Origin of the sequence: Rhodococcus sp. 06-418-5 (assembly GCF_002258285.1) — a bacterium.
Classification (GTDB): domain Bacteria; phylum Actinomycetota; class Actinomycetes; order Mycobacteriales; family Mycobacteriaceae; genus Rhodococcoides.
The window spans coordinates 43,202-66,595 of the sequence record NZ_NOYE01000002.1 but is presented as its reverse complement, the minus strand read 5'-3'; the positions used below and the strand labels follow the sequence as shown (position 1 = coordinate 66,595).

20 protein-coding genes are annotated in these 23,394 nt (G+C 64.7%); 10 read left to right on the top strand and 10 right to left on the bottom strand.

What is annotated here, in order from left to right; genetic code table 11:
• Positions 1 to 11: 11 nt before the first annotated feature.
• Positions 12 to 782 (bottom strand): tyrosine-protein phosphatase, encoded by a 771-nt coding sequence (locus CH274_RS00330; protein WP_094656491.1) that lies wholly within the window; start codon positions 780 to 782, stop codon positions 12 to 14.
• Positions 783 to 807: 25 nt separating this feature from the next.
• Entirely contained in the window at positions 808 to 1,380 is a 573-nt protein-coding gene (locus tag CH274_RS00325) for an antibiotic biosynthesis monooxygenase (protein ID WP_094656490.1), read from the bottom strand.
• Positions 1,381 to 1,551: 171 nt separating this feature from the next.
• Between CH274_RS00325 and CH274_RS00320 the strand changes: the two genes are divergently transcribed.
• Both CH274_RS00320 and CH274_RS00315 read left to right on the top strand, forming a co-directional pair.
• On the top strand, positions 1,552 to 2,043 hold the full coding sequence (locus CH274_RS00320) for an Lrp/AsnC family transcriptional regulator (protein WP_094629356.1): 492 nt from the start codon (positions 1,552 to 1,554) through the stop codon (positions 2,041 to 2,043).
• The gene (locus tag CH274_RS00315; protein WP_094656489.1) at positions 2,040 to 3,185 is read left to right on the top strand and encodes an NAD(P)/FAD-dependent oxidoreductase; all 1,146 of its coding nucleotides are present in this window, start codon (positions 2,040 to 2,042) and stop codon (positions 3,183 to 3,185) included. Before CH274_RS00320 ends, CH274_RS00315 begins: the two co-directional genes overlap by 4 nt.
• Positions 3,186 to 3,253: 68 nt before the next feature.
• Here CH274_RS00315 and CH274_RS00310 read toward each other — a convergent pair whose 3' ends face one another.
• Complete coding sequence (locus CH274_RS00310) at positions 3,254 to 3,871, bottom strand: TetR/AcrR family transcriptional regulator (protein ID WP_032397596.1); 618 nt, start codon at positions 3,869 to 3,871, stop codon at positions 3,254 to 3,256.
• A 146-nt stretch (positions 3,872 to 4,017) separates the two neighbouring features.
• On the opposite strand from CH274_RS00310, the gene CH274_RS00305 reads away from it, so the two are divergent.
• Positions 4,018 to 5,487 carry an MDR family MFS transporter gene (locus tag CH274_RS00305; protein WP_094656488.1) on the top strand — a complete coding sequence of 490 codons (1,470 nt, stop codon included), beginning with the start codon at positions 4,018 to 4,020 and terminating at the stop codon, positions 5,485 to 5,487.
• A 1-nt stretch (position 5,488) separates the two neighbouring features.
• Here the strand turns inward: CH274_RS00305 and CH274_RS00300 are convergent, their stop codons facing one another.
• The 4 genes from CH274_RS00300 to pdhA are packed head-to-tail and all read right to left on the bottom strand — an operon-like array spanning position 5,489 to position 11,089.
• A complete protein-coding gene (locus tag CH274_RS00300; protein WP_094656487.1) occupies positions 5,489 to 7,636 on the bottom strand; it encodes a thiamine pyrophosphate-dependent enzyme in 2,148 nt (715 codons plus the stop codon).
• A 37-nt stretch (positions 7,637 to 7,673) separates the two neighbouring features.
• Entirely contained in the window at positions 7,674 to 8,966 is a 1,293-nt protein-coding gene (locus tag CH274_RS00295) for a dihydrolipoamide acetyltransferase family protein (protein WP_094656486.1), read from the bottom strand.
• Positions 8,967 to 9,014: 48 nt separating this feature from the next.
• Positions 9,015 to 10,010: an alpha-ketoacid dehydrogenase subunit beta gene (locus CH274_RS00290; protein ID WP_032397600.1), complete on the bottom strand. Its 996-nt coding sequence runs from the start codon at positions 10,008 to 10,010 to the stop codon at positions 9,015 to 9,017.
• Positions 10,007 to 11,089, bottom strand: a complete 1,083-nt coding sequence (gene pdhA / locus CH274_RS00285; protein WP_094656485.1) for a pyruvate dehydrogenase (acetyl-transferring) E1 component subunit alpha — start codon at positions 11,087 to 11,089, stop codon at positions 10,007 to 10,009. The genes CH274_RS00290 and pdhA overlap by 4 nt, the downstream gene beginning before the upstream one ends.
• A gap of 134 nt (positions 11,090 to 11,223) precedes the next feature.
• Between pdhA and CH274_RS00280 the strand changes: the two genes are divergently transcribed.
• Both CH274_RS00280 and CH274_RS00275 read left to right on the top strand, forming a co-directional pair.
• Complete coding sequence (locus CH274_RS00280) at positions 11,224 to 11,703, top strand: Lrp/AsnC family transcriptional regulator (protein ID WP_068050387.1); 480 nt, start codon at positions 11,224 to 11,226, stop codon at positions 11,701 to 11,703.
• A 167-nt stretch (positions 11,704 to 11,870) separates the two neighbouring features.
• A complete protein-coding gene (locus tag CH274_RS00275; protein ID WP_373453896.1) occupies positions 11,871 to 12,986 on the top strand; it encodes a Glu/Leu/Phe/Val family dehydrogenase in 1,116 nt (371 codons plus the stop codon).
• 49 nt (positions 12,987 to 13,035) lie between these two features.
• Here the strand turns inward: CH274_RS00275 and CH274_RS00270 are convergent, their stop codons facing one another.
• A complete protein-coding gene (locus tag CH274_RS00270) occupies positions 13,036 to 13,953 on the bottom strand; it encodes a LysR family transcriptional regulator (RefSeq protein ID WP_094656484.1) in 918 nt (305 codons plus the stop codon).
• Positions 13,954 to 14,126: 173 nt separating this feature from the next.
• Here CH274_RS00270 and CH274_RS00265 point away from each other — a divergent pair, with 173 nt between their 5' ends.
• From CH274_RS00265 to CH274_RS00245, 5 genes are read left to right on the top strand one after another with little or no spacing between them, the layout of a single operon-like run.
• Positions 14,127 to 15,161: an Ldh family oxidoreductase gene (locus CH274_RS00265; RefSeq protein ID WP_094645427.1), complete on the top strand. Its 1,035-nt coding sequence runs from the start codon at positions 14,127 to 14,129 to the stop codon at positions 15,159 to 15,161.
• A 28-nt stretch (positions 15,162 to 15,189) separates the two neighbouring features.
• Positions 15,190 to 16,305 carry an ABC transporter ATP-binding protein gene (locus tag CH274_RS00260; protein WP_094656483.1) on the top strand — a complete coding sequence of 372 codons (1,116 nt, stop codon included), beginning with the start codon at positions 15,190 to 15,192 and terminating at the stop codon, positions 16,303 to 16,305.
• Complete coding sequence (locus CH274_RS00255; RefSeq protein ID WP_094629367.1) at positions 16,302 to 18,065, top strand: ABC transporter permease; 1,764 nt, start codon at positions 16,302 to 16,304, stop codon at positions 18,063 to 18,065. The genes CH274_RS00260 and CH274_RS00255 overlap by 4 nt, the downstream gene beginning before the upstream one ends.
• The gene (locus tag CH274_RS00250) at positions 18,066 to 19,187 is read left to right on the top strand and encodes an ABC transporter substrate-binding protein (protein WP_094645430.1); all 1,122 of its coding nucleotides are present in this window, start codon (positions 18,066 to 18,068) and stop codon (positions 19,185 to 19,187) included.
• 41 nt (positions 19,188 to 19,228) lie between these two features.
• Entirely contained in the window at positions 19,229 to 20,461 is a 1,233-nt protein-coding gene (locus CH274_RS00245; RefSeq protein ID WP_094656482.1) for an NADP-dependent isocitrate dehydrogenase, read from the top strand.
• A gap of 84 nt (positions 20,462 to 20,545) precedes the next feature.
• Here the strand turns inward: CH274_RS00245 and CH274_RS00240 are convergent, their stop codons facing one another.
• The gene (locus CH274_RS00240) at positions 20,546 to 21,997 is read right to left on the bottom strand and encodes an NAD-dependent succinate-semialdehyde dehydrogenase (RefSeq protein ID WP_094656481.1); all 1,452 of its coding nucleotides are present in this window, start codon (positions 21,995 to 21,997) and stop codon (positions 20,546 to 20,548) included.
• Position 21,998: 1 nt separating this feature from the next.
• Positions 21,999 to 23,363 carry a 4-aminobutyrate--2-oxoglutarate transaminase gene (gabT, locus tag CH274_RS00235; protein ID WP_045196050.1) on the bottom strand — a complete coding sequence of 455 codons (1,365 nt, stop codon included), beginning with the start codon at positions 23,361 to 23,363 and terminating at the stop codon, positions 21,999 to 22,001.
• Positions 23,364 to 23,394 lie beyond the last annotated feature (31 nt).

Here is a 23,394-nt window from a genome sequence, read left to right as displayed (position 1 = left end):
GAGGCTACCGCTCAGGCGTTCACGAGGGCGGCGGTCAGGCGATGCCGGAGGTCCCGATCGATACCCAGGTGCGTCAGGTACCCGTCGAACGATCCGTGTGTCGACTTCATGACGTCCAGCCCGTGCTCCAGGTAGGACGCGCGAACTCCCAGTATCGCCTCGGTGGGTCGGACTTCCGTGTCGGCCGCCCCCACCCAGGTTCGGCGCACGTGAGCGAGTAGGGGCTCGATCCCGTCGTTGCTGCGTAGGTAGTCCGCGACGATGTCGTCCTCGCTGACACCGGCCGCCCGCAACACCGTCGCGACGGTCCACCCGGCCCGATCCTTGCCCGCTGCGCAGTGCACCAGGACGCCACCGCGACTCTCGACGATCGCGTCGACCACCCGCTTGATCGCGTGCGATGCCCCGTCGAGAGCCGAGAAGGACGCGTATGCCCGCATCATGTACTCGACTTGGCTCTGCTCGTCCTGCATGGGAGCTTCGTGGGGGGCGCGCACTCCTCGAACGATCTCGAAGGGAACCGAGATCGACTCGACGCCCGGCGGAACTCGGTCCGCGCCACTGCGATCGATCTCCGAACCGCTACGAAAATCGAACACCGTGCGGATCCCGAGGTCACCGACAGAACGCTGACCACTCTCGGACAGCGCGCTCAATTCGGAAGCGCGATAGAACAATCCAGGCCGAACCGTCGCCCCGTCCGTGGTGCGCGCACCGCCGAGATCACGGAAGTTCCAGGCCCCGTCGAGGGCGAATTGATCGTGTACCGGGGCGTCGGGCATGGGTTCGACCCTATCGAAAGCGAGGCTACGAGCGCGGTACCAGCCAGCGACGCAGCCGGGCAGTGACGAACGGCATCACCACGTACACCATCAGCGGCGTGCACATCAGCACTACCAGCGCGGTACGCAGGGCCACGTTCAGGTCGGTCAGGTGTGGCGTCACAACGATGTTGACGAGCAGACTGACGGCGTAGAAGGCAACCCCGATCGAGACTGCCTGCTTCCACCGCGGCGGCGGACCACCGATCACCCGGACGGCGTCGGTGAGGTTGGACTGCGGCTCGAACCATCCCTCCACACCGGAGAGTCGATGTGTCGCAACGTCGTCGGCGATGGGGCGGCCGGTGCCGAGCCAGGTGCGCCTGGCATCCGAGCGCAGCCAGGCGTCGAGTTCGGCGTGTGTCTCGAAGCGATACACCACGTGGTAGTCGTTGGAATCGCCGGAACTGCGCAGCCAACCGCCACCGAGAAATCCGGGAAAGGTTCGGACGATGTCCATCCCACGATCGGTCCACTCCACGAAGTCGGCTTCGTATCCCCGGCGAACGCGTCGCGCGACCGAGGTCGTGACGTGATCGAGCGTGTCGGTCGTGGTCATGCGGTACCCCTCCTGCGCGTGTTCCTCGCGGATCGATGTGTTCTACACAGAGTGCGGCCATATGGACCGACATTCAAATCAGGAGCCGAATCAGAGATCGATGGCTCGATGCCGGAAACAATGTGACAATTCGTCCACACAGACCCCTGACGAACCGGCTGGAGTGGACGGATGGCACAGAAGGAATACGAGCTCGACGATGTGGACCGACGTATCGTCACCGAGCTCAGCCGTGACGGCCGGATGTCCATGCGCGCCCTGGCGGAGGCCACCCACATCTCGCGAGCACACGCCTACGTGCGCGTCGACCGTCTCGTCGACGAAGGGGTCATCGAGGGATTCACCGCACGCATCGCCTACGAGAAAGCGGGGTTCGGCGCGTCGGCGTATGTGGCATTGTCCATTCGGCAGGATTCCTGGCGCGCCGTCGCCGACGATCTGAGCACCTTCCCCTTCGTCGAACACGTCAGCCTCATGGGCGGCGACTTCGACGCCCTCGTTCTGGTGCGAGCTCCGGACACCTCGGCGCTACGACACCTGGTGCTCGACAAACTGCAGGGACTCGACGGGATACTGTCGACGCGAACTTGGCTGATCTTCGACGAGGCGATCGGACCCGGCGCGCAGTGGACCGCAGAGACAACGAACGGGAGCAATCCATGACCACGTCCGAGCGGGAACGGAACTCCACCGACGTCATCGTGATCGGCGGCGGAATCGGGGGTGTCTCGCTCGGCTACGAACTCGCGAGCGACCGACGCGTCACACTGCTCGAGCGCGAATCGACCCTGGCCTTCCACACCACCGGACGTTCGGCCGCCCTGTTCCTGGAAACCTACGGCAACAGCACCATTCGGGCCCTGACGACGGCCAGCCGGGCCTTTCTGGTCGACCCGCCGGAGCACTTCCGAACCGAGCTGCTGGCCCCGCGTCCGCTGTTGCAGTTCGCGGCCATCGGGCGAGGCGACGCGCTCGAGGCAATGTATGCGGACGTCAGCCGACTGACACCCGACGCCCGATTGGTCACCCCGACCGACGCGCGCACGCTCTTTCCGCCGCTGCGCCCCGAGCTGATCGATTGTGCACTGTACGAACCACATTCGATGGAGGTCGACGTCCACGCGCTGCACCAGGGTTTCGTTCGGGGGCTGCGCGATCGAGGTGGACAGGTCCACACCGGGGCAGGCGTGACGCAGCTCGGACGCGTCGACGGACAGTGGCATGTGCACACCAGGGACGGGTCGGTCCACACTGCTCCCCTCGTCGTCGACGCAGCAGGCGCGTGGGCGGACGTCGTCGGCGGCATGGCGGGTGCCGATCCGATCGGACTCGTCCCGATGCGTCGGTCGGTGTTCATGGTCGCCGCGCCCGACGATCTCGACACCGCGAATCTTGCGACGTTGAGCGATATGGACGAGAAGTTCTACATCAAACCCGAAGGTGCACAACTCTTGTGCTCCCCTGCAGACGAGACGCCCACCGAGCCGAGTGACGCGCGCCCCGACGAGTTGGAGATCGCGCGGGCGTTCGACGACATCGCCGAGGCCACCACATTGACGGGCCGGCATCTGCGCTCGTCCTGGGCGGGTCTGCGCAGTTTCGTTCCCGATCGCACCCCGGTCGTGGGCTTCGACCCGAGCATCGAAGGCTTCTTCTGGTGCGCCGGTCAGGGTGGGTACGGAATCCAGACCTGTGCGGCACTGGCACGAGTCGGCGCGGCAATCGTTCGCGGAGAACCGCTTCCGATCGACGTGACTGCGCGCGGACTACGGGTGGACGACTTGGCTCCGCAGCGCTTCGGGTGAGAGGCGCTACGCGCCACGTGCACGAAAACTCGACCCCTGCTACGAAGTTCCACTCACGACGTCTACCGTCATCCGGCGACTACGCGTCGTAGATCGCGCAGCGTGGTTCGGTAGATGTCCACCAGGTCGGCGTCCTGCCCGGCATCGATGCGCTCGGCCCAGTCGTCGAAGGCGATCCGCATGGCCATCCCGGCACCCTCGATCAGCAATCGTGCGTACGAACGTGATTCGTGGCCATCGAGCTTGGCGGCCACCGAGTCGGTGACGCGACACAGCGTCATGGCGTCGGTCGCGAAGGCGGCGGACCGCAGGTGATCGTCGCGCCCGATCAGCCGTCGGGTACGCAGTAGTCGATCTCGCGCTTCGTGCGGTGCCGCGGATAATCGTTCGACGGATCGCTCGTACAGTGCTTCGATAGCTGCAAGGGTGATGTTCGCGGGGGCCGTCGATGCCAGCCAGGCGTCGATGTCGAGCTCGAACTCCGGGGCGAGCCCGAGAACCGACTCTTCCTTGGATGCGAAGCTACGAAAGAACGTGCTGGGCGATACGCCGGCCCGACGTGCAATTTGGTCGACCGTCGTTGCTGCGCAACCCTGCGTCTCGAACAGTTCGAGCGCGGCACGGGTGATCTCGAGCTGGGTTTCCCGGCGACGTCGCTCTCGCAGGTCCGGCACATGCTCGCTCATTGTCCTCCACCCATCGCCTACTTCTTCGTATTCTCGCCGTCAACTTACCAGCAATGTTCAAGTTGACAGTCACTGTCACAATGAGTCAGGCTGTCGCAGCACGACCTTTCTCCACACTTGAACCCATACGCGAAAGTTCCCGACACATGACCACACCTGAGACCGACCACGCACCCGACGCGCAGCTCGCGCCGGGAAGCAAGTTGCTGATCGGCATCCTCGTCATCGCAGCGTTCGTCATGATCCTCAACGAGACGATCATGAGCGTGGCGCTCCCTACCCTGATGGTCGACCTGAGCATCACGGCAACGACGGCGCAGTGGCTCACCACCGGATTCCTGCTGACCATGGCCGTGGTCATTCCCATCACGGGGTATCTGTTCCAGAGATTCACGTTGCGTCAGGTCTTCGTGGCAGCGATGACGCTGTTCACCGTCGGCACGCTGCTCGCGGCATCCGCCCCGGGCTTCGAGCTGCTCCTGCTCGGACGCATCACCCAGGCCAGCGGCACGGCCATCATGTTGCCGTTGCTCATGACGACGGTGCTCACCGTCGTCCCTGCGCACAAGCGCGGCGCGATGATGGGAATCATCTCGATCGTCATCGCCGTCGCTCCGGCCGTCGGCCCGACGATCTCGGGAGTCATCCTCGATTCGCTGAACTGGCGTTGGATGTTCTGGCTCGTTCTCCCCATCGCACTGATCGCATTCGCGATCGGTACCACGCTGGTGAAGAACGTGACGCAAACCGGTCGGCCTTCGTTCGATCCCCCATCGGTGGTGTTGTCCGCGTTGGCGTTCGGCGGCATCGTCTACGGCCTGAGCAGCCTGGGACATTCGGCCGAAGAATCGGTGGTACCGGTATGGCTACCACTGGCGGTCGGTGTGATCGCACTGCTGGTGTTCGTGCTGCGTCAGATCTCGCGCCAGGACCGTGGCGGCGCACTGTTGGACATGCGACCGTTCCGCACCACCACGTTCAGCATCGGCCTCGGCATGATCGCGATCTCGATGATGGCCCTGTTCGGTGCGCTGATCCTGCTGCCGATGTACCTGCAGAACGTCCGCGGCCTCGACACACTCGACACCGGCCTCATGCTGCTCCCCGGCGGATTGCTGATGGGCCTGCTCGCTCCGTTCGTCGGCCGCATCTTCGACCGAGTCGGGCCGCGCCCGTTGGTGATTCCTGGAGCCATCGTGATGAGCGCCGCCCTGTGGTCGATGACCGTGCTCGACGCGCAGACCGCCCTGCCTGTGGTGATCGGCATCCACATGCTTCTCTCGGCGGGACTCGCCTTCATCATGACGCCACTGATGACATCGGCACTGGGTTCGCTGCCCACCCCGCTGTACTCGCACGGAAGCGCAATCTTCAACACGGTGCAGCAGTTGGCAGGCGCTGCCGGAACCGCGCTCTTCGTCACCGTGATGTCGAACACCGCGGCGGCCCGAATCTCCGACGGCGCAACCCAGCTCGGCGGTTCGGAGGCCGGCATCCATGCCGCGTTCCTCTACGGCGGCGCGGTATCTCTGGTGGCGGTGGCGGCGTCGTTCTTCATTCGCGCTCCGGCACGCAAGGATGTCGACGAGGTCGCTCCCGTACAGCCGGTGCACTGAGTCAATCCGATTCGACCATCTCCAACGCCGCAGAGACGATCTCGTCTTCCGACAGGAGGACGAGATCGGCTGCGGCGCCCAGCGGTACGAACGAATTCTTGCTCGCCACTCGGCGGACCGTACCCGCGTAGCCACCCTCGACGAGCGCCGTCACGACGCCTTCTCCCACTCCCCCGTCGTGCCGGGTCTCGTCGGCGATCAACACGCGATCGAAGCCGTCGAGCCGGCGCAGAAGGTCGTCGACCGGCAGCGGAACGATCCAGCGCAGATCGACGATCGTCGCGCCGATCCCGCGCTCACGCAACCTCGATGCCGCACGCCTGCTCATCACCACCCCGTTACCGAAGGTGACGATGGCCAGATCGTCACCCTCCGAATGGATTGCGGTGGTGCCGAACTCGGCGGACGCGTCGTCGGCGCACCGCAACTCTCCGTCGCCGTCGTCCAGATCGACGCGGTGGTACAGCGCTATCGGCTCCAGAAAGACGCAGACCCGCCCCTCCTCCACGGCCAGCGCGACACACGTCCGCAGCAGCGCGGCGGCCTCGGCCGCGGAACTCGGAACCGCCACGACGATGCCCGGAACATCACGCAGAACCGCAACAGCGTTGTCGTTGTGAAAGTGCCCGCCGAAACCGCGCTGATACGCCAGACCGGCGATGCGTACCACCATCCCGTTGGTGTACTGGGCGTCGGAGAAAAACTTCAGCGACGCGGCCTCACCGCGCAGCTGATCCTCGGCATTGTGCAGGTACGCCAGATACTGAATCTCGGGTATCGGGACGAATCCAGCGAGCGCAGCACCGAGGGCGGTGCCGAGCACCGTCTGCTCGTCGAGAAGCGTGTCGAAAACCCTTGCTGCGCCGTACTTCTTGCGCAAACCCTTCGTGACTCCGTAGACGCCGCCCTTGACGGCCACGTCCTCCCCGAACACCAGGACCTCCGGCCGCGCCGCCATGATGTCGGTGAGCGTCCTGTTGATCATGGCGGCGAGTGTCAGCCGCGGCCCGCCCTGTGCCGGTCGTAGGCTCTGCTCGGTTGCGGCCACCGCGATCGGTCTCCGTTCGGTGAGCGGAGCCATCACCGCCTCGGCGGTGGCCAGGCGCGACGACGCCCCTGACCGCAGCGACTCGACCATCGCCTCGGCCTCGCTCATCACGGTCTCGCGCATTGCCTCGTAGCGGCCCTCGACGTCGGCTGCCGAGAACACACCGGCCCCGATCAGCGCACGTGCGCAGGCGAGCAACGGATCTCGTGCATAGTCGCCGACGATGTCCGCATTGGTGCGGTACGCAAGCTCGGCGTCGGATCCGGCGTGGCCCATCAACCGCACCGTCTCGAGATGCACCATCACCGGCCGACGCCCCGACCGCACCGCGGCGACAGCGGCGTCCACGGTTCGCATCAGCGCGACCGGGTCGGTCCCGTCGGCTCGCACGTACTCGATCGACGGAAATCGGCTGAGCGACCGCTCGATCCAGCCCCGCGGTGACCGGGTACTGATTCCGATGCCATTGTCCTCGCAGACGAGGAGGATCGGCATCGGAATCGACTGGTAGGCACAGTACGCAGCCGAATTGAGCGCACCCACCGTCGTCGAATGATTGGCGGAGGCATCGCCGAAGCTGCACACCACGATGGCGTCCTCGGGCCATGGCGTTCGGTGGCGCAGCGCCTTCGCTCGCCCCAGCGCGAATGCCAGACCGACCGCGCGCGGGACCTGCGACCCGATGGTGGACGTCTGCGGCACGATGCCCAGATCGGGGTGCCCGAACACCTTGTGCCGCCCGCCGGAGATGGGGTCGCGGGTGGAGGCGACCAAGCCGGCGAGCACGTCGTGGATCGGATTCGACCCCGGATGCTGTTGTGCGCGTGCGGCATGGAAGCCGCCGGAGCGGTAGTGCAGCAGAGCCGGGTCGGTGACCGTCGTCGCGGCACCGACCGCTGCATTCGACTCGTGCCCGGACGATCCGATGGTGTAGTAGCCGAAGCCCGTCGATTGCAACCAGCGGGCTGCGAAGTCCAGGTGCCGACTGGCGAGCTGCGCATCGAAGTACCTCAGCACACGATCCGGATCGGCGAGCTCCGGCCCGCTCGTCGCCGCGACCCGAATCCGGTCCAGGAAATGCGCGTCGATCGCTTCCGCCACGCAGGCCCCTTTTCTTCACACGGTACGAGCCGGGAAATCAGCCCAGCGCGATCATATCCACCGGGCTGCTCAGCAACCGGCCGACGAGCGCGAGAAACTGTGATCCTTGCTGCCCGTCGACGAGGCGATGGTCGAACGAGAGCGACAGTGTCGTCACCGACCGTAGTGCGATCTCGCCCTCGTGCTCCCACGGCATGCGGCGAATCGAGCCGAAACAGAGGATGGCAGCCTCGCCGGGGTTGAGGATCGGCGTACCGGCGTCGACTCCGAACACCCCGACGTTGGTGATGGTGATCGTGCCGTCGGCGAGATCGGCCGGACTGCTCTTGCCTTCCTTGGCCGTCCGCGTCAGATCCGACAGTGCGCGGGCGATGTCCACCAGAGACTTCTCGTGAGCGTCCTTGATGTTCGGCACCATCAGCCCGCGCGGAGTCGCGGCGGCGATACCGAGATTGACGTAATGCTTGGTGACGATCTCCTGACTCGTCTCGTCCCAGGACGAGTTGAGCGACGGATTCGATTTGAGCGCAACGAGAACCGCCTTGGCGACCAGAGCCAGCGGGGTCAGACGAACGTCGGCGAAGTGAGCGGACGCACGGAGGGAGTCCAGCAGAGTGAGAGTTTCGGTGACGTCGACGGTGACGAACTCGGTGACGTGCGGAGCGGTGAACGCGCTGCGCACCATCGCCTCCGCCGTGTGCTTGCGCACTCCCTTGATCGGTGTGCGCTCCTCGCGACCGACTCGTCCCGCTGTCCGCTCCTCGACCGGGTTGTCACCCGCGAGGTAGGTGTCGATGTCTTCACGGGTGACGTCGCCGCGGTCTCCGGTGGCCGGCACCTCGGCGAGGTCGACGGCGTTGTCCTTGGCCATCTTTCGTACCGGTGGCGCAGCCAGCGGTTTCCCGTTCTGTCCGGTCGGTGTCGGGGTGGCCGGTGCTGCACCTCGGCCGCCGCGTCGACTGGAGCCTTCCTTCGCCACGCCGTAGCCGACGAGAACCGGAACGCGCTCGTCCCCGTCTTCGACCGCGGCCCCACCGTCGGTTTCGCTTGCCACAGGCTCCGGCTCGACACCGCCCTCGTCGTCGCCACCGACCCTGATGTCGATGATCGGTACGCCGACCTCGACGGTGTCACCCTCCGACACGTGAAGGGCAGCTACGACCCCGGCGAACGGTGAGGGAAGTTCGACGGCGGCCTTGGCCGTTTCGACCTCGGCGATGTTCTGATTCAGCTCGATGGTGTCACCGACGGCGACGAGCCAGGTCAGCAGATCGGCTTCGGTGAGTCCTTCCCCGAGGTCGGGCAACGGAAAGCTCTTGATGGTGGGCATCGTCGAATCCTGTTCGGTACGTATCGGCGGCGGTCGGTGAGCGCGAGGTCAGTGCGAGCGGCAGCGGTCGACTGCGTCGAGAATCCGGTCCACATCGGGGAGGAAGAATCGCTCCAGTTTCGATGCCGGGTACGGAGTGCCGAAGCCACCGACGCGCAACACCGGCGCCTCGAGGTTGTAGAAGCACCGTTCGGAGATTCGAGCTGCGATCTCCGAACCGAGTCCCATGAACACCGGTGCCTCATGGGTGACGACCAGACGCCCGGTCTTGCGCACCGAGGCCTCGATGGTCTCGAAGTCGATGGGCGAGAGCGAGCGGAGATCGATGACCTCGATCGACACTCCCTCGTGGGCAGCGACTTCGGCGGCCTTGCGTGCGGTGGCGACGAGTGGTCCGTACGCGATCAGGGTGACGTCGGTGCCTTCGGTGACCACCCGTGCCCGATGCAGCGGGTACGACGCGTCGGCATCGAGGTCGATGGGGCTCTTCTCCCAGTACCGACGCTTCGGCTCGAAGAACAACACCGGATCGTCGCTCGCGATGGCCTGCTGAATCATCGAGTAGCCGTCGGCGGCGTTGCTGCAGGTGACCACGCGAAGACCCGCGGTCTGCGCGAAGTATCCTTCGGGAGACTCCGAATGATGCTCCACGGCACCGATTCCGCCGCCGTAGGGCACCCGGATGGTCATCGGAATCTTGACGTTGCCACTGGTGCGGTAGTGCAGCTTCGCCACCTGCGAGACGATCTGGTCGAACGCCGGATATATGAAACCGTCGAACTGAATCTCGCATACCGGCCGAAAGCCTCGCATCGCGAGGCCGACGGCGGTGCCGATGATCCCCGATTCCGCCAGCGGCATGTCGAGTACTCGACCGGGACCGAAGTCCTTCTGCAGGCCGTCGGTGATGCGGAAGACACCGCCGAGCTTGCCGATGTCCTCGCCCATCAGCAGGACCTTCGGGTCGTTCTCCATCGCTCGTCGCAGACCTGCATTGATGGCCTTGCCCAACGGAAGACTGGTGGGCCGTTCCAGGGTGGTCATGACGTAGCTCCTTCGAATCCGGCCTGGTACGAGGCGAATTGGGCGCGCTCGTCGTCGAGTAGGGGGTGGGGATCGGCGTAGACGTTGTCGAACACCGACATCGCGGTCGGCTCGACGGTTTCGAGGCAGCCGCGGCGAAGCTCGGCTGCGACCTCGTCGGCGGTGCGCTTCACCGAGGCGGCGAATGCGTCGTCGAACACGCCGATTCGCCTGAGCAGCCTCTCGATTCGATCGATCGGATCCTTGGCACGCCATTCGTCGTCGGTGGCACCCGAGCGGTATCGCGTCGGATCGTCCGAGGTGGTGTGCGGGCCCATGCGGTAGGTGACGGCCTCGATGAGCGTCGGGCCGCTACCTTCGCGGGCGCGGGCGAGCGCTGCCCTGGTGACGGCCAGGACGGCGAGAACGTCGTTGCCGTCGACGCGCACCGACGGGATGCCGTATCCCTCACCGCGAGCGGCGATCGTGGCCTTCGTCTGCACCGTGACCGGTTCGGAGATGGCCCACTGGTTGTTCTGGCAGAAGAACACCACCGGTGCGTGGAAACTCGCGGCGAAGCCGAGTGCCTCGGAAATATCGCCCTGGCTGGTCGCGCCGTCGCCGAAGTAGGTGATGGCTGCGCCCTCGGCCCCCTCGAGTTGCATGCCGATGGCGTACCCGGTGGCGTGCAGGCCCTGAGATCCGACGATGATGGCCGGCGTCGTCATGCGGAATTCGTAGGGATCCCAGCCCGAGAGGGTCGATCCGCGCCAGAAGCGCAGCATCTGCGTCGGGTCGACGCCCCGGCAATAGGCGACCCCGTGCTCGCGGTAACTGGCGAACACGAAGTCCTCGGTGTCGAGAGCGCGGGCCGAACCGACCTGCGCCGCTTCCTGACCGAGCAGCGGTGCCCACAACCCCAGTTCGCCCTGTCGCTGCAGTGCGGTCGCCTCGGTGTCGATGCGGCGAACGACCACGAGATCTCGGTACAAGTCCATCATCGCGGCCGTGTCGATGTCGGCGACCAGCGGCGAGTAGGTCTCGTTGCGGACCACCGTCCCAGATTCCTTTATCAGCTGTACCAGCGAGGTGGTAGTCATGATCGTCGCACTCTCCGTCGTGATGTGATGTCCTTCACAAGAACACCACCGACATCCACCCTGCACAAGTGATGACTTCACAACTGCGCAGTGTGCACAATATTGGGTAACGACTGAGCGACAGGAAGTGCGCAATGACCGATCTGGACAAGACCGACGCCCGACTCCTCCTCGCCCTCTGCGCCAAACCGCGCGCCACCGGCGTCGAACTCGCCACGACGTTGGGGCTGTCCCGCAACACCGTGCAGGCGCGCCTCGGCCGTTGGGACGACAAGGGATCGCTCACGCCCATCGATCACCGCATCCCACCGAAGTCGTTGGGACGCCCGCTGCAGGCGTTCGTGACCGCACAGGTCAATCAGCACACGCTGGCCGCGGTCACCGAGCACCTGCGCACCATCCCGGAGGTGCTCGAGGTGTTCGGCCTCTCCGGGGCAGCGGACATGCACATCCGCATCGCGGCCGTCGATGCCGACGACCTGTATCGCATCGCAGGCCTCATTCTGGACATCCCCGGAGTCGAGCGCACCAACATGTCCATCGCGATGAGCGAGCTGATCCAGTACCGCACCAAGCCGTTGCTCGAGCAACTCGCCGAGGACGGTCGTCGCTGAGCAGCCCGACCATCCCGGCTCGGTCGATCCGAGATGCACCGTGCAACATGCACATTCTCGGTTACAGCGGTTGACCAGCGTGCACGTTCACGACACTCTTCGGGGACACGAATTCCGGATACCACCCATTTCCGGTACCGCCGCCTCATCACCGAAAGAGACCGCCTGTGTCCGTCGTTGCCGACCACCCCGCCGCATCGAGCACCTCGTCCGATTCCTTCCCCGCCTCGACCGGCGTCTTCGATCGTCCCGACATGCCGCGCGACTGCGCGCACGAACGCGTCGTGTTCTGCCAGGACCCCGACACCGGTCTGCGCGCGATCATCGCGGTCCACTCCACGGTCCTCGGTCCGGCTCTCGGTGGAACTCGCTTCTACCCTTACGTTTCCGAGCAGGAAGCGTTGACCGACGTGCTGCGCCTCTCCCGCGGAATGACGTACAAGGCGGCCGTCGCGGGAGTCGATCTCGGCGGCGGAAAGGCAGTGATCATCGGTAACCCCAACGCCATCAAGACCCCGACGCTACTGGGCGCGTACGGCCGATTCGTCGAGTCGCTCGGCGGAACCTACGTCACCGCGGGCGATGTGGGCACCAACAGCGACGATCTCGACATCATCGCCGAGGAGACGACGCACGTCGTCGGCAAGAACACCACCGCCGGCGGTACCGGCGACAGCGGCCCCCAGACTGCGCTCGGAGTCTTTCTCTCACTCCTGGCCGCAGCCGAATCCACATGGGGCTCGGACGATCTGACCGGCAAGCGTGTCGGCGTCGAGGGCGCGGGCAAGGTGGGCTACAACCTCGTCTCACTGCTTCGCGAAGCCGGTGCCGAGGTGGTCGTCAGCGACTCCTATCCGCCTGCCCTCGATCGCATCGTCGCCGACTTCCCCGGTGTCACCGTGAGATCCGACATCATCGGTTCCGACATCGACGTCTACGCGCCGTGCGCCATGGGTGCCACTCTCGACGCGTCCTCGGTAGCCCGGTTGTCGGCGTCCATCGTCTGCGGCGCGGCCAACAATCAACTGCTCACACCCGACGTCGAAGCGATGCTGGCTGCCCGCGGAATCGTGTGGGTACCCGACTACGTCGCCAACGCCGGCGGCCTGATCCAGGTGGAAGGCGAACTGCGCGGCAAGGATTCGGCTCAGGTGATGGCCACGATCGGCAAGATCCGCGACACCGTCACGGGCATCTTCGCCATCGCCCGCGCCGAGGGCATCCTGCTCGGGGCAGCGGCCGATCGTCTGGCCGAGGATCGAATCGCGGCCGCCCAGGGCTGAGAGGTGGTATCCCTCCGGCATCCCGCACCGACGACGGCCTGTCGGAGGACTACCCCTGAGAAAGGTTGTATCCCTTCACGACCCGATGAAGCAGCCCTTCCAGGCGGAGACTGGCAACGGACGGTTTGACGTCCGACGGACGAGCCGTACAGATCCGCCGTGCCGGTACGGACGCGGCGAGCCGCTTGACGACGACCTCGCCGCGGACGTAGCTGGTGGCGAGTTGGGGGCACAGCGTGACACCGAGACCCGCGGCGACCATGGCCTGCGTTTCCTGATAGTCGCTCGCTTCGACCGCCACCGTCGGCGTGAAGCCGGCGGTGTCGGCACAGCGCCAGAGATGCTCTGTGGTGGGGTGACCTCCAGCTCGCACGATCCAGTCGTCGTTGCTCAGATCCGAGAGCTCGACCGTATCCGCGTGCGCCAGTTCGTGATCACGCCGAACAATCAATACCGTTGAGTCGCTGAGAATTTCGCGAACGGTCAGACCTTCGTCGACGGTTCGATTCCACGGATAGTCCCACGTCAGCGCCAGATCGAGCTGCCGCGTCTCGAGCAACTCCCGCAAAGGTGCGATTCGGCTCGAATGTATCGACAGACGAATTCCCGGGTGCGCCTCACGTAGTCCGATGACGACGTCGGGCAACAACGACGCGGCAAACGTGGGAAATACTCCGAAGCGAACTGTCCCGGTGAACCCTTCGGCGAGCTCACGGAGATCGTCTTTCATCCCGTCGAGTTGCTCGTCGATGGCGCGTGCCCTCACGACAACCGCTCGCCCGGCCTCGGTCAAGCGCACACCGCGTGCATGTCGCTCGACGAGCTCGACGGCGAGTTCGGACTCCAACTTGCTGATTTGCTGCGAGATGGCCGACGAGGTGTATCTCAGCTCGTCGGCTGCCGCGGCCATAGATCCGTGTCGTCCGACAGCCGACAAGATCTGCAGCCGGGTCAAATCGGCCCTCATCTACCCAACTTTAGCATCACTTATGTCGGACTCAAGAAACCTTGACTACTACTTATCTATCGGCGCTGCCATAGTGGCTTTCGAGAGTGATCCAGGCCATAGGCCACCGTTCACCGGACCTGTTCCGCGAACGTTCCTCGACACTCCCCGACTGCACAGAAAGCCATGGCACCATGTCGACAGTTACGGTTTCCGCCGCCCAACTCGAAGATCTCGCATCGCGAGCACTGATCACGTGCGGCATGTCCGAGGCGTCAGCTCGGACCATCGCAGAAGTCCTCGTGTTGGCCGACCTGTTCGGCATCCACACACACGGAATCCAACGGGTCCCCCAGTACCTCGACCGCGCCGCGATCGGGGGCATGGATCCGCGCGCCGACGTCACCACCACCAGACCTGCCCCCGCTCTCGCGCTGATCGACGGTGCCAACGCAGTGGGACCTCTGGTCGGTAGTGCTGCACTCACCGCAGCCATGGACGGTGCCCGAACATGCGGTGTGGGAGCGGCGTTCGCACGGCACAGCAACCATTTCGGGCCGGTCATGCCGTACCTTTTCAAGGCTGCTTCGGAGGGATTCGCGGCGATCATCGCCAGTAATGCGACGACCACCATCGCACCGTCCGGAGGGAAGGCCACCCGGGTGGGCAACAACCCGATGGGATGGGGTGTCCCCAATCCGGGTGGCGACCCCATTCTTCTCGACATCGCGTTGAGCGTCGCAGCACGAGCGAAGATTCGGGCCGCGCAAACCGATGGCCGCACCATTCCCGCCACGTGGGCCACCGACAGCGCAGGCCACCCCACGACCGATCCGAGCGCTGCGCTCTCGGGGTTCCTGCAGCCCATCGCGGGCCACAAGGGATACGGGCTGGCGGTCATGGTCGACCTGTTCGCCGGATTACTTTCCGGTGCGGCATATCTGGACAAGGTCAGCTCATGGAGCGTCTCACCCGAGCGGGCCCAGAACCTGGGGCACTTCTTCGTCCTCGTCGACACCGAGCTGCTGCTCTCCGGGCCCGATCTGCACGAGCGCGTCCAGGACTTCGGGGATCGGTTGCATTCGGTTCCGGCAACAGATCCCGCCGATCCCGTTCGACTACCGGGCGAATACGAGATGGCGCGTTACCACGAGCAGATCCGAGACGGGATCACGCTCGACGACAGTGATATTCGAGCGTTGCATCAGCTCGTCGAGTCTCGGGTCTGAGAAGAACCGACAAGTCGAAGGAATTCCCATGAAGGTATCGATAGAGAATTTGACCCTCGCCTACGGAAAGAACACCGTCGTCCGCGACCTCGATCTCGAGATTGCCGACGGAGAATCGCTCGTGTTACTCGGTCAATCCGGCTGCGGCAAGACCAGCACCATGCGTTGCGTCGCAGGTCTCGAAAGTCCGAGCGAAGGACGAATCACCATAGGCGACAACGTGATGCACGATTCATCCAGTGGCCGAACCGTACCGCCCAACAAGCGCAACGTCGGAATGGTGTTTCAGTCGTACGCGGTATGGCCTCATCGCACCGTGTTCGAGAATGTCGCATTCTCGCTGCAGATGCAGAAAGTCGGTAAGGACGAACTCGTCTCCCGCGTGTACGAGACACTCGATCTGGTCGGGCTGCGTGAGTTGGCCGAGCGCGGAGCCAGCCTGTTGAGCGGTGGCCAGATGCAGCGGGTAGCCCTCGCACGGAGCCTGGTCATGCGCCCCAACGTCCTGTTGCTCGACGAGCCGTTGTCCAATCTCGATGCGCGTCTGCGCGAACGCCTGCGAATGGAACTACGTGAACTACAACTGCGACTCGGCCTGACCACGATCTACGTCACGCACGATCAGGTGGAAGCATTCGCCTTGGCCGACCGCATCGCGCTGATGCAGAACGGCCGAATCGTCCAGAGCGGCGCACCCGATCAGATCTACACCGCGCCCGCCAGTGGGTCGATCGCAGAGTTCCTCGGCGTGGGCAACCTGTTCGCGTGCTCACCCACTCCTGGCATGTCCGGAGCAGTCACGCTCACCGACCACGACTTCACGGTCCGAATCGATGCCACCGTGCCCGACAATGCCGACCGACTGCTCGTGTGCCTGCGTCCCGAGGACATGACCGTCACGCCCGTACACGACGAGCCGGCTACGGGAGTGGGTTGGGCAGGGCGTGTCGACGTCGCGAGCTACCAGGGGGCGTCCATTCGTTACCGCATCACTCTCGACGGCGGGCCGAACATCGAGGCCCTCGCCACCGGGGCCGCGAAACGGGCGCTGCACGCGGGAGAACGGGTCGCCGTCGACATCACACCCGGAGCCGCACAGCTGCTGGTCGACGACCGCACGCAACTCGTCGGGGCTCACTCGTGAGCGCCCCCACCACCGACCGTCCGCGGCACGCACCGGCACCGACGCCGAGCGTCTCGGTGTCGCGCACCCGCAACCGTCGGCTGCGGCGGAGCCTTCCGACACTCGTCCAACTCGCGCTTCTCGCGCTCATCGTCCTGTGCCCGATGTTCTTCATCGTCATGGGTGCCTTCACCGACAATCCCGACCGCAGCAACGTCTTCGACTTCGGTCACTTCACTTTCGACAACTTCGCTCTACTGGGACGCCAGTCGGCTCGAGAGGCGATGTGGAGCTCCGCGATCGTCGGAATCGGATCGTCGATTCTCGCCCTCCTCATCGGTGCGACATTGGCGTTCCTGGCCGCAAGAACCAACATCCCGGGTCGAAAATTGATCTACGGCATCGGAATTGCCCCACTGTTCCTGCCGTCGCTCGTCGGTGCGCTGGCGTGGGCTCTGCTCGCCGGCCCCGCAACCGGTTACCTCAATCTCGCCCTGACTGCCCTCGGACTCCCCGGATTCGTCGACATCTACAGTTTCGCCGGAATGATCTTCGTTCTCGGCCTGTATTACGCTCCGTATCCGTTCCTGATGATTCACTCGGCGTTGTCGTTGATGAATCCGGATCTGGAAGATGCAGCCAGCCTGCACGGGGCAGGGCTCACCCAGATGCTCCGCAAGATCACCTTTCCGCTCGTGCTTCCTGCCACGATCGGATCCGGCATACTCGTGTTCGCCCTGACCGTCGAGAACTTCGCCGTCGCACAGGTCATCGGTGTACCCGGCGGCGTGGACACCCTGCCCACCCTCATCTATCGACTCATGAACGCTGCGCCTGCCCGCAGTAACGACGCGGCAGCCATCGCCGTCGTCCTCACCGTTCTGCTCGTGATCGTCGTGGCCTTGCAGAACAGAGTGACCGGCAGCAAGGAATACACCACCGTCAGCGGCAAGGGAGTGCGCGCACGACAGGTGCCACTTCGGGGCTGGCGTTGGCCGGCCGCCGCTCTCGCATGGCTGTACTTCGTTCTCGCCGTGGCACTCCCGATGGGAGCCCTCGTGGTGGCGTCGCTCCAGACCAGCCCGTACCTGGCCCGATTCGGGGAGTTGTTCGACGCAGGCGCATTGTCCCTGTGGAGCCTGGGGCAAACAGTTCAGGACCCGGACTTCCACAACGTTGTGCTCAACAGTGTCATCGTCGGTGTGTCGACCGCGGCCATAGGCACGACTTTCTGTTTTGCGTTGGCGTACACCCGGTACCGGACCAGGTCGCCCGGACGATCGGTGCTGGAGTACCTGGCAATGCTGCCGTTGGCAGTTCCCGCCATCGTGCTCGGGCTGGGTTTGCTCTGGACCTGGCTGGCGTTGCCGGTGCCGATCTACGGAACTCTCGCCGTCCTCGTCGTCGCATTCATCGCAGTCTTCCTGCCGCAGGGATACCGCGGAGTGTCCTCCTCCATCGTTCAGCTCGACCAGGACCTCGAGGACAGCGCAGTGATGCTCGGCGCGAGCCGAGCAAAGGCCATCCGATTCGTGACAGTGCCCCTGCTCCGAATCGGGCTGTCCTCGACCTTTCTGCTGCTGCTCATGTTGTCGATGCGCGAATTGACTGCGGCCCTGTTCCTTTTCACCTCTGACACCAGACTGCTGTCCATAGCGATCTTCGACGCCTACGACAACGGATCCATCCGATCGGCAGCCGAACTCGGGTTGCTCTACTGCGTCGTGATCGGCGTTCTTGCTGCACTGTCCCGCCGATTCGGCGCAAAGGAGTCCAAGTAGATGACCACATCGACGATCCGGCGGTTCGGGGCCGCAGTGTGCGCGATCGCGGTCGCCGCGGTGACCGCATGCAGTCCACCACCGCAGGCCCCATCGCTGGCACGGTCGGCCGCGTCCATCACCGAACCAGGTGGGGCTCTGGTGATCGACGGCGAGCAGATCGCAGACCCGGATCTGTGGTCGCGCGCAGAATCCGAGGGCACGATAACGCTGTACAGCGGATACACCCAGGACACCGAATCCGAGGTGCTCGAACAGTTCGAGGCCGACACCGGTATCGAGGTGAAACTCGTTCGCTTGACCTCCAATCGGCTCTACGAACGCCTCACGGCCGAATACAGTACCGGTCGCCTCGATGCAGACGTCATCCGGATTTCCGACCCCGGATTCGTTCGGGGTCTGGCCGAGCGCGGACTGTTCCAGCCCTACTTGCCCGGTACTGCGGACAATCTGCAGGATGACGTCTCGTTCGACGACAACCGATATTTCCGCACGTTCAACCCGATCTACACCTTCGGCTACAACCGCGCTGTCGTCGACGACGCCGACGCCCCCACGTCGTGGAATTCTCTTCTCGAGGATCGTTGGGACGACAAACTCGGTATCGCGCAGGCCGGTTCGGGCGGAAGCGCGCTCGCTCTGACTCGATTTCAGCGCGATGTTCTCGGCGACGACTACCTCCGCAGATACTCCTCGGAGGCGCGAGTGTTCGACTCGATCGGTGCCCAGCTCGATGCCTTGGCCCGCGGCGAGATCAACGCGGGCACCGTCGTCGTGAGCAGCGTGAACATCGCGAACAACGAGAACGCTCCTGTCGATTTCGTCGTACCGGACGAGGGAGTCACCTCGTACGACTACTACACGGGAGTTGCCGACACCGCACGCAATCTTGCTGCCGCACAGGTATTCATGAACTGGAACCTCTCCACCCGCGGCCAGCGGGTGTTCACCGACCTCGGCGAATACTCGGTACGGACCGACGTCGATCCGCCGAACATTCTCGGTGTTCAGCTCCCCGACTTCACCGATCCCAAGGTGCACCGGATCACCCCGGAGGAATCGACCACCCACTCCGCCGAGGATCAGACTGCGTGGAACTCGATCTTCGGATACAACGAATGACCCTGCCGCAGTGCAGAGTCCACTGAAGGGACCTACCTCTCATGCCGAAGCCGAAAACCCGAGTCGAGGGCACCGTCGTCGAACTGGACGGCGACGAGATGACCCGAGTCATCTGGCACTACACCAGGGATCATCTGATCCTTCCGTATCTCGACGTGAACCTCGAGTACTACGACCTTGGAATACGGTCCCGCGACTCCACAGACGATCAGATCACCGTCGACGCTGCACGAGCTGTCGAGAACCACGGCGTCGGCATCAAGTGCGCCACCATCACACCCGACGCCGGCAGAGTGGAGGAGTACGCTCTGCGACAGATGTGGCGCTCGCCCAACGGCACCATTCGGAATGTACTCGGAGGGACTATTTTTCGAGCCCCCATCATCATCTCGAATGTTCCCCGACTCGTGCCCGGGTGGACCGAACCCATCGTCATCGGGCGTCACGCCTTCGGCGACCAATACCGCGCCACCGATTTCACCGTGCCCGGGCCGGGTACCGTCACCATCACCTACACCCCCGACGACGGAGGCGAACCGATACAGCACGAGTTGGTGAGGTTCACCGACGAAAGCCTCGGCGGAGTGGTGCAGGGTCAGTACAACTTCACCCAGTCCATCATCGATTTCGCGCGGGCCTCGTTGAACTACGGTTTGCAGCAGAACTATCCGGTCTACCTGTCGACGAAGAACACCATCCTGAAGGCGTACGACGGCCGATTCAAGGACGTCTTCGAGCACATCTATCGGACCGAGTTCCAGACCGAGTTCGAGGCAGCCGGACTGACGTACGAACACCGCCTCATCGACGACATGGTCGCGTCGGCCATGAAGTGGAAAGGCGGGTACGTGTGGGCCTGCAAGAACTACGACGGAGACGTGCAATCGGACTCGGTCGCACAGGGATTCGGTTCACCTGGCTTGATGACGTCCATCCTGCTCACACCGGATGGCAGAACATGCCTGACCGAAGCTGCCCACGGAACCGTGCGACGCCACTTCCGTAGGTACGAGGCCGGTGAACCCACGTCGACCAACCCGATCGCGTCGATCTTCGCCTGGACTCGCGGCCTCGAACACCGCAGCAAGTTGGATGGAACGCCCGACGTGGGCCGGTTCGCCCGCACACTCGAACACGTCGTCGTGAGGACCGTCGAAGACGGTCGAATGACGAAGGACCTCGCAACACTGATCGGTGAAGACCAGCACTACCTGACCACCGAGCAGTTCCTCGACGCGGTCCGCTACGAATTGGACCGAGAAATGCGGCGATGATCTCGGCACACGACGCTCCACTCCCGGTCGTGGATCGGGGGGCATCCTGCACCCACGGCCTGGGGTGGAGCGAAACGTGCAGCTCTACCGTAGAGCGATGTATTTGGTCTCGAGGTATTCCTCGATGCCCTCCGACCCGCCCTCGCGGCCGAAGCCCGATTCCTTGACGCCACCGAACGGGGCGGCCGCGTCGGAGATCGCACCGCGGTTGACCCCGACCATGCCAGTGTCCAGTGCTGCCGACACCCGCAGTGCTCGGTCGAGGCTCTCGGTGTAGAAGTAGGCCACCAACCCGTACCGGGTGTCGTTGGCTGCGGCGACGGCCTCGTCCTCGGTGTCGAATCCGATGATTGCCGCGACGGGCCCGAAGATCTCGTCCTGCAACAGATTCGCGTCGGCCGGAATTCGGTCGAGCACCGTCGGTGCGTAGAAGAATCCGGGTCCCTCGGGTGCGGCTCCGCCGGTGCGCACTCGGGCTCCCTTCGCGACGGCGTCGTCGACCAGTGCGGTGACCGTTCGACGCTGCTTGTCGTTGATGAGCGGCCCGATGTCGGTACCGTCCGCATCACCGGGACCGACGGTCAGCGCGTCGATCCGTGCGGTCAGCTTCGCGGTGAACTCCTCGCGCACCGAGTTGGCGACGTACAGACGATTCGCTGCCGTGCACGCCTCGCCGCCGTTGCGCATCTTGGCCAGCATCGCTCCGTCGACAGCGGCGTCGACGTCTGCGTCGTCGAACACGATGAACGGAGCATTGCCACCGAGCTCCATCGACGTCCTCAACAGACGATCGGCAGCGTTGCGGACCAACAGTTTTCCCACTCCGGTGGAACCGGTGAACGTGATCTTTCGCAGCCTCGGATCGTCCATCAACGGTCCGGTGACGGACGCGGCGTCGGAGGCCGGGAGTATCGACAGCACGCCACGGGGCAACCCGGCGTCGGCGAACACCTGCCCGAGCAGAAGCATCGTCAGCGGGGTGTCCTCGGCCGGTTTGACGATGACGGTGCACCCCGCCGCCAGCGCCGGCCCGATCTTGCGTGTGCCCATGGCCAATGGGAAGTTCCACGGAGTGATCGCCAGGACCGGACCGACCGGCGACTTGGTGACCAGGATCGAACCGTTGCCCGCAGGAGCGGGGGTGAACCGGCCGCCGATCCGGACGGCCTCCTCACCGAACCAGCGTAGGAACTCGCTGCCGTACTTCACCTCGCCGTGGCTCTCCGCCAACGACTTTCCCATTTCGAGTGTCATCAGCAGAGCGAAGTCGGCAGCACGCTCCTGCAGCAGATCGAAGGCGCGCCGCAGAACCTCGGCTCGCTCACGAGCGGGCGTCGCCGCCCACCCCGGCTGCGCCTCGGCGGCAAGGTCGAGCGCGGTGATGCCATCGGCCGCGGTGGCGTCGGCGACGGTGGTCAACTCCTCGCCGGTCGCCGGGTTCAGCACCGAGAATCGCGCGCCCGACGCAGAGGGAGTCTGCACGCCGCCGAGCCACAGTTCGGTGGGCAGCTTGGAGATCAGGTCGGTAGCCGACATGTCAGTTCTCCTGTGCCACAGCGCGCAGCGCGTCTTCGAGCACAGTGAGCGCTTCACCGAGCAGCTCGTCGGAGATCACCAGTGGCGGCAGCAACCGGATGACGTTGCCGTAGGTGCCGCACGTCAGTACGATCACCCCGGCCGCGAGCGCCGCCGCCGCAACGGCTTTGGTGGCCTCGGGGTTGGGCTCACGTCCACCCGGCACGACGAGCTCGATCGCGAGCATGGCTCCGCGGCCACGCACCTCACCGATGATGCCGACCTCGGCACTCAACGCATTCAGTCGATCGAACACGATTCGTTCGATGTCGCGGGCTCGGGCGTTGAGGTTCAGTGTCTCCATCTGTTCGATGGACGCCAGGGCCGCGGCGCAGGCGACGGGGTTTCCGCCGTAGGTTCCACCGAGTCCACCGGGATGCACGGCGTCGATCAGATCGGCCCGGCCGGTGACCGCGGCCAGCGGCATTCCTCCTGCTATCCCCTTCGCCATGGTGATCAGGTCCGGCACGACGGACTCGTGTTCGCTCGCGAACCACGCGCCGGTGCGGGTGAATCCGGCCTGTACCTCGTCGGCGATGAACACCACGCCGTTCTCGCGTGCCCAGTCCGCCAGTGCAGGCAGGAATCCTTCTGCGGGCACGATGAAGCCGCCCTCACCCTGAATGGGTTCGATCAGGATCGCGGCCAGATTGCCCGCGCCGATCTGCTTGTCGATGACGGAGATCGCTCGCGCCGCCGCCTGGGCACCGGTGACCGCGGAACCGTCGGAGTTCAGGCCCTCCCTGAACGGGTAGGACATCGGCGCCCGATAGACCTCGGGGGCGAACGGCCCGAACCCGCTCTTGTACGGCATCGATTTGGAGGTCAGCGCCATCGTCAGATTGGTACGACCGTGGTAGGCGTGGTCGAACACGACGACGGCCGACCGCCCGGTGGCGTGCCGTGCGATCTTCACGGCGTTCTCGACTGCCTCGGCACCACTGTTGAACAGCACGCTGCGTTTGTCGTGATCCCCCGGCGTCAACTCGGCGAGCTTCTCGGCGACCTCGATGTACCCCTCGTACGGCGCGATCATGAAACACGTGTGGGTGAAGTGTGCGACCTGATCCTGCACTGCAGCAACGACTGCCGGGTTCGAGGCACCGACTGTCGTCACTGCGATTCCGGCCCCGAGGTCGATCAGCGAGTTCCCGTCGACATCGACCACGACGCCACCGTCGGCATCGGCCACGTACACCGGCAGCGTCGACGCCACGCCTGCACCGACGACGGCCTTGCGGCGCTGCGCCAACGCCGCCGACTTCGGACCGGGGAAGGCGGTGACGATCTTGCGTTCCTGCGGAAGTCGGTACTCGATCGAGGCCATGGTCGCACCTTTCGTGTGGGCTTGTGCAGTC

Bases quoted from the DNA above. Each gene is read 5' to 3' on its own strand.
- CH274_RS00330 (WP_094656491.1), bottom strand. From the start codon at position 782: ATGCCCGACGCCCCGGTACACGATCAATTCGCCCTCGACGGGGCCTGG.
- CH274_RS00325 (WP_094656490.1), bottom strand. From the start codon at position 1,380: ATGACCACGACCGACACGCTCGATCACGTCACGACCTCGGTCGCGCGA.
- CH274_RS00320 (WP_094629356.1), top strand. From the start codon at position 1,552: ATGGCACAGAAGGAATACGAGCTCGACGATGTGGACCGACGTATCGTC.
- CH274_RS00315 (WP_094656489.1), top strand. From the start codon at position 2,040: ATGACCACGTCCGAGCGGGAACGGAACTCCACCGACGTCATCGTGATC.
- CH274_RS00310 (WP_032397596.1), bottom strand. From the start codon at position 3,871: ATGAGCGAGCATGTGCCGGACCTGCGAGAGCGACGTCGCCGGGAAACC.
- CH274_RS00305 (WP_094656488.1), top strand. From the start codon at position 4,018: ATGACCACACCTGAGACCGACCACGCACCCGACGCGCAGCTCGCGCCG.
- CH274_RS00295 (WP_094656486.1), bottom strand. From the start codon at position 8,966: ATGCCCACCATCAAGAGCTTTCCGTTGCCCGACCTCGGGGAAGGACTC.
- CH274_RS00290 (WP_032397600.1), bottom strand. From the start codon at position 10,010: ATGACCACCCTGGAACGGCCCACCAGTCTTCCGTTGGGCAAGGCCATC.
- pdhA (WP_094656485.1), bottom strand. From the start codon at position 11,089: ATGACTACCACCTCGCTGGTACAGCTGATAAAGGAATCTGGGACGGTG.
- CH274_RS00280 (WP_068050387.1), top strand. From the start codon at position 11,224: ATGACCGATCTGGACAAGACCGACGCCCGACTCCTCCTCGCCCTCTGC.
- CH274_RS00270 (WP_094656484.1), bottom strand. From the start codon at position 13,953: ATGAGGGCCGATTTGACCCGGCTGCAGATCTTGTCGGCTGTCGGACGA.
- CH274_RS00265 (WP_094645427.1), top strand. From the start codon at position 14,127: ATGTCGACAGTTACGGTTTCCGCCGCCCAACTCGAAGATCTCGCATCG.
- CH274_RS00260 (WP_094656483.1), top strand. From the start codon at position 15,190: ATGAAGGTATCGATAGAGAATTTGACCCTCGCCTACGGAAAGAACACC.
- CH274_RS00250 (WP_094645430.1), top strand. From the start codon at position 18,066: ATGACCACATCGACGATCCGGCGGTTCGGGGCCGCAGTGTGCGCGATC.
- CH274_RS00245 (WP_094656482.1), top strand. From the start codon at position 19,229: ATGCCGAAGCCGAAAACCCGAGTCGAGGGCACCGTCGTCGAACTGGAC.
- CH274_RS00240 (WP_094656481.1), bottom strand. From the start codon at position 21,997: ATGTCGGCTACCGACCTGATCTCCAAGCTGCCCACCGAACTGTGGCTC.
- gabT (WP_045196050.1), bottom strand. From the start codon at position 23,363: ATGGCCTCGATCGAGTACCGACTTCCGCAGGAACGCAAGATCGTCACC.